Origin of the sequence: Arenimonas sp., from assembly GCF_019459675.1 — a bacterium.
Taxonomy (GTDB): Bacteria; Pseudomonadota; Gammaproteobacteria; order Xanthomonadales; family Xanthomonadaceae; genus Arenimonas.
Genome location: NZ_JAIBFH010000194.1, coordinates 1 through 4,992, shown reverse-complemented (window position 1 = coordinate 4,992; position 4,992 = coordinate 1). Strand labels below are relative to the sequence as shown.

Genomic DNA, 4,992 nt, shown 5'->3' with positions numbered 1-4,992 from the left:
CCGGGTGGCGGGCGGCAGCACCATCACCCAGCAGGTGGCCAAGCAGTTCTTCCTGAGCTCGGAATACTCGTATACGCGCAAGCTCACCGAGATCTTCCTGGCTTTGAAGATGGAGCGCGAACTGAGCAAGGACGAAATCTTCGAGCTCTACCTCAACAAGAGTTTCTTCGGGAACCGCGCTTACGGCGTCGCCGCGGCCGCCGATTATTACTACGGCAAGACCCTCGACCAACTCACCCTGGCCGAGGCCGCCACGCTGGCGTCGATCCCCAAGTTCCCTTCCAGCGGCAACCCCATCATCAATCCCGAGCGTGCGCTGATCCGGCGCAACTACGTGCTGCTGCGCATGCGCGAGGAAGGAATGATCACCCCCGCGCAGGAGCAGGCGGCCGTTGCCGAGCCGGTGAACGCAAGCCCGCACGAGCCCAGGGTTGAAGTGGACGCCCCGTACGTGGCCGAGATGGTCCGCGCGGAAATGGAGCAGCGTTACGGCGCCGAAGCCACCACCAGCGGGCTGCGCGTCTACACCACCATCGACAGCACGCACCAGGCGGCGGCAGCGCTGTCGGTGCAGTCAGGCCTGCTGGAGTACGACCGGCGCCACGGCTACCGCGGCCCAGAAGCGCAGCTGGAACTGGCCGACGATGAGGATGACGCGGCGCTGCGCAAGCAGCTGCGGACCTATCCGCCGTTGGGTGGCCTGGCCGCCGGCATTGTGTCGGGGCTCGAAGGCGATAGCGTCCGGCTGGTGACGGCCGCCGCCGAACCCCTTCTGCTCGACGCGAAGTCCGTGCGCTGGACCGGCAAGGCGGCGCGCGCGCTGCTCAAGCGCGGCGACGTGGTTCGGTTCGCACCGGTGCCGGTGAAACCCGCCGCGCCGGCCGCCGAAGGCGCAGTGCCACCGCCCCCGGCGGAACCCGAGTACCTGCTGGCCCAGATCCCGCGCGCGCAGGCGGCGCTGGTGTCGGTGCAGCCCGAGGACGGCGCAGTGCGCGCGCTGATCGGCGGCTTCAGCTTCGGCCTCAACAAGTTCAACCGCGCCACCCAGGCCCAGCGCCTGCCCGGATCGAGCTTCAAGCCCTTCGTGTACGCCGCCTCGTTCGAGCGCGGCTTCGGGCCCGGCAGCATCGTGCTCGATGCCCCGGTGGTGTTCCGGGACCGGGCGGGCAACGTGTGGCGGCCCCAGAACGACGCCGGCAACTTCGCCGGCCCGATGCGCCTGCGCGAAGCCATGGTGCAATCGCGCAACCTGGTGTCGGTGCGCCTGCTGGACGCCATCGGCGTGGATTTCGCCAGCCGATACATCACCCAGTTCGGATTCAGCCAGCAAAGCCTGCCGCCGAACCTTTCGATGTCGCTGGGCACCTCCTCGCTGACGCCCATGTCGATAGCGCGCGGCTATGCCGTGTTCGCCAACGGCGGCTTCCGGATCGACCCGTGGTTCATCGACCGCGTGCTCGACCGCGATGGCGTGGTGCTGTCGCAGGCCGCGCCGCCGCGCGCCTGCCGCAGTTGCCCGGGCCGCGAAGCCGGGGAACAGCGCGCCACCACGGTGGTGGACGGTTTCGACTTCGGTGCGCAGGCGCCGGTCGAGACGCCGGCCGAAGGCGCCGAGCCCGCCGCGACGGCGGCTGCCGAGCCCGTCGCGCTGCCGGAAGGCCCGCTGGTGCTGGCGCCGCGCGCGATCGACGAGCGCACCGCGTTCATGATTTCCTCGATGCTCAAGGACGTGGTGCAGCGCGGCACGGGCACCGCTGCCAAAGTGCTCGGGCGTGAGGATATCGGCGGCAAGACCGGATCCACCAACGACTACCGCGACGCCTGGTTCTCAGGCTTCGGCGGCGACCTGGTGACCACGGTCTGGGTCGGCAACGACGACTTCAAATCGCTGGGCCGGGGCGAGTACGGCGGCAAGGCCGCCCTGCCGATCTGGATCAACTACATGCGCGAAGCCCTGGACGGCGTGCCGGTGGTGGTGCCCGACGTGCCCGCCGGCATCGTCACCGCGGCCATCAATCCGTCCTCGGGGCGGCTGATGGCCGAAGGCAGTCCGGGATCGATCCAGGAATACTTCAGGCGCGAAGATTACGACCGCATCACCAGCAGCGGCTTCGACCTCGATCCGGAGTTGAGCAACGAAGAGGCGTTCGACATCTTCTAGCCCCGGAGAACGGTAAACATGAGCCCGCGACGCCCGGATGATCCGCGTACCCAGCAGCGCCGCCTTCTCGTGGCCCAGGAGGCGGCCCGCCTTCTGGACGCGGGCGAGCAGGTGGACAACGACCAGGCGCGGCGCAAGGCCGCGTCGCGGCTGGGGGTGTTCGGCGACGCCGGCTTGCCGGACGCCGCCCTGATCCGGGAAGCCCTGGGCGAGCGCCAGCGGCTTTTCGGCCGCGCGCAGGCGCCGGCGCTGGGCGTGCTGCGTGAAGCGGCCCTGCAGGCGATGGCGTTCCTGGCGTCATTCGACCCGCGGCTGGTGGGGCCGGTGCTGGAGGGCACGGCCGGCGACCGCTCGGGCGTCCAGCTGCACCTGCACCCCCAGGACCCCGACGACGTCGCGCGCTTTCTCCACGACCAGCGCATTCCCGTGCAGCCGGGTACCCGGCGGGTCCGGCTTGAGCGCGACCGCAGCGCCGACCTGCCCTGCTGGCACTTCACCGCCGACGGCGTCGACTTCGAACTGGTGGTGCTGCCCAGCTCGGCGCTGCGACAGGCCCCTCTCGAGCCGCTGGAGGCAGCGCCGATGCCCCGGGCCTCCGCTGCTGCGGTAAGGCGCCTGGTGGGCGCCAGCGGCGACTGAGGCCGCGCAGGAGCCAAGCGCCGCACCAAAACGAACGCCCCGCGGAGCGGGGCGCTGGTTTTGCGGCGCGAAGCGGGGTTCAGCGCTTGTCGAGCGCGACGTAGTCGCGGTTGACCGCGCCGGTGTAGATCTGGCGCGGGCGGCCGATCTTGGCTTCCGGATCGGTCTGCTGTTCGAGCCAATGCGACACCCAGCCGGCGGTGCGGGCGATGGCGAACATCACCGTGAACATCTCGGTCGGGATGCCCAGCGCCTTGTAGATGATGCCCGAGTAGAAATCGACGTTCGGGTACAGCTTGCGCTGCACGAAGTAGTCGTCCTTGAGCGCGGCTTCTTCCAGGCGCATCGCCACTTCCAGCATCGGGTCATTGACGCCCAGTTCGGCCAGCACTTCGTGGCACATCTCGCGGATGATGGTCGCGCGCGGGTCGAAGTTCTTGTAAACGCGGTGGCCGAAGCCCATCAGGCGGAAGCCCGAGTTCTTGTCCTTGGCGCGGTCCACGGCCTTGGACACGTCTTCCGGGCGGCCGATTTCCGACAGCATCTTCAGCACGGCCTCGTTGGCGCCGCCGTGCGCCGGGCCCCAGAGTGCGGCCACGCCCGCCGCCACGCAGGCATAGGGATTGGCGCCGGTGGAGCCGACCAGGCGGACCGTGGACGTGGAGGCGTTCTGTTCGTGGTCGGCGTGCAGGATGAACAGCAGGTCGAGCGCCTTGGCGGCGATCGGCTTCATCGCGAACGGTTCGCTGGGCACTTCGAACATCATGTGAAGGAAGCGTTCAACGTACTCGAGGTTGTTGCGCGGGTAGCGCACCGGCCAGCCGATGGAATAGCGGTAGCACGCGGCGGCGATGGTGGGCACCTTGGCCAGCAGGCGGATGGCGGCCAGGCGGCGCTGCTCCGGATCCTCGAGGTCGAGGTCACTGTGGTAGAACGCGGCCAGCGAACCGACCATGCCGCACAGCATCGCCATCGGGTGCGCGTCGTGGCGGAAGCCGCCCAGGAAGCCCTTGAAGGCCTCGTGCATCATGGTGTGGTGCGTGACTTCGTGCTCGAAGGTGTTGAACTGGTCCTTGTCGGGCAGTTCGCCGTTCATCAGCAGGTAGCTGACTTCGAGGAAGTTGGAGTGTTTGGCCAGCTGTTCGATCGGGTAGCCGCGGTAAAGCAGCACGCCTTCGTCGCCGTCGATGTAGGTCACGGCGCTGCGGCAGCTGGCGGTGGCCACGAAGCCGGGGTCGTAGGTGAACAGGCCCGTTTCCTTGGGCAAGCGGGTGATATCGACGCAGGGGGCGCCGAGGGTTCCGGTGTACACGGGAAGCTCGACGTTCTTGCCGGCGGCGTTGAGCACGACGCTCTTGTTGTCGGACACGGGCTGACTCCTTTCAGGGATGGCGCGACCCGCATCCACGAAGGCTTTGGCGCGGCGTTCGCTACAGAGATTGGCAGGCGCCGCCAGGGCGGTCACCATTCGCCGAAGTATCTCACAGGCCTCGCGGACAAGTCAGTGACGGGGGCATGAACCTTGGTAGGGGTTGCCACCAACGCAGAAAGGCCACCCGGGGGTGGCCTTTCCTGCCGCAACCGGTCCCGGCAAGCCGGGGTGGCCGATTACTTGGCGTAGCGCTTGCGGAAGCGGTCGACGCGGCCGCCGGTGTCCATGACCTTCTGCTTGCCCGTGTAGAACGGGTGCGAAGCGGAGGTGATGTCGACCTTGATCAGGGCGTATTCGTTGCCGTCCGTCCAGGTGACCTTGTCCTTGCTGGACAGGGTGGAACGGGTGAGGAACGCGAAGTCGGAAGAGAGGTCCTGGAAGACGACTTCTTTGTAGTTCGGATGGATGTCGGCCTTCATGGCAATTGCTCCGCCGGTGATTACGTGGGAAAAGACCGTCATTATAGGCCCGGCCCGGCGCCCTGCGCAAGCCTTTGCCCGTCCCGGAGTCAGGCGCCCAGGCCGGACCGCACCAGGGCCTCGAACTGCGCCTGGTCGTAGTCCATGACGATCCTGGCGTTGGCCGGGCGCCCCATGCGCCGCTGCCAGTCCACCAGCGTGGCGCCGCGGCTGTGCCGACCCTCCAGTTCCACCGCCAGGTAACGGTCTTCGGCGCGGCTGACGCCGTCGGGCGGGCGCGCCCCCGCCCAGGGCCGGGCCTCGGCGCGGGGCCCGCGCCCCCCGCCGTGGTCGGGCGGGGG

The 4,992-nt window shown here is 68.5% G+C and carries 4 protein-coding genes and 1 pseudogene; 2 read left to right on the top strand and 3 right to left on the bottom strand.

Annotated elements, in window-relative coordinates; translation table 11 throughout:
• Both K0M70_RS06740 and K0M70_RS06735 read left to right on the top strand, forming a co-directional pair.
• The coding region (locus K0M70_RS06740) for a PBP1A family penicillin-binding protein (RefSeq protein ID WP_290780866.1) at window positions 1-2,161 on the top strand (2,161 nt) is incomplete at its 5' end.
• Between the two features lie 18 nt (window positions 2,162-2,179).
• Window positions 2,180-2,800, top strand: a complete 621-nt coding sequence (locus K0M70_RS06735; RefSeq protein WP_290780864.1) for a hypothetical protein — start codon at window positions 2,180-2,182, stop codon at window positions 2,798-2,800.
• A 79-nt stretch (window positions 2,801-2,879) separates the two neighbouring features.
• Here K0M70_RS06735 and K0M70_RS06730 read toward each other — a convergent pair whose 3' ends face one another.
• The 3 genes and pseudogenes from K0M70_RS06730 to K0M70_RS06720 all read right to left on the bottom strand — a co-directional run.
• Window positions 2,880-4,169: a citrate synthase gene (locus K0M70_RS06730; protein WP_290780862.1), complete on the bottom strand. Its 1,290-nt coding sequence runs from the start codon at window positions 4,167-4,169 to the stop codon at window positions 2,880-2,882.
• 239 nt (window positions 4,170-4,408) lie between these two features.
• Window positions 4,409-4,651: a type B 50S ribosomal protein L31 gene (locus K0M70_RS06725; RefSeq protein WP_290780860.1), complete on the bottom strand. Its 243-nt coding sequence runs from the start codon at window positions 4,649-4,651 to the stop codon at window positions 4,409-4,411.
• 89 nt (window positions 4,652-4,740) lie between these two features.
• Window positions 4,741-4,992, bottom strand: a pseudogene (locus K0M70_RS06720) (nucleoside hydrolase); the annotation flags it as partial.

Excerpts from the sequence above, each read along its gene's own strand:
- K0M70_RS06735 (WP_290780864.1), top strand. The coding sequence starts at position 2,180 with ATGAGCCCGCGACGCCCGGATGATCCGCGTACCCAGCAGCGCCGCCTT.
- K0M70_RS06725 (WP_290780860.1), bottom strand. The coding sequence starts at position 4,651 with ATGAAGGCCGACATCCATCCGAACTACAAAGAAGTCGTCTTCCAGGAC.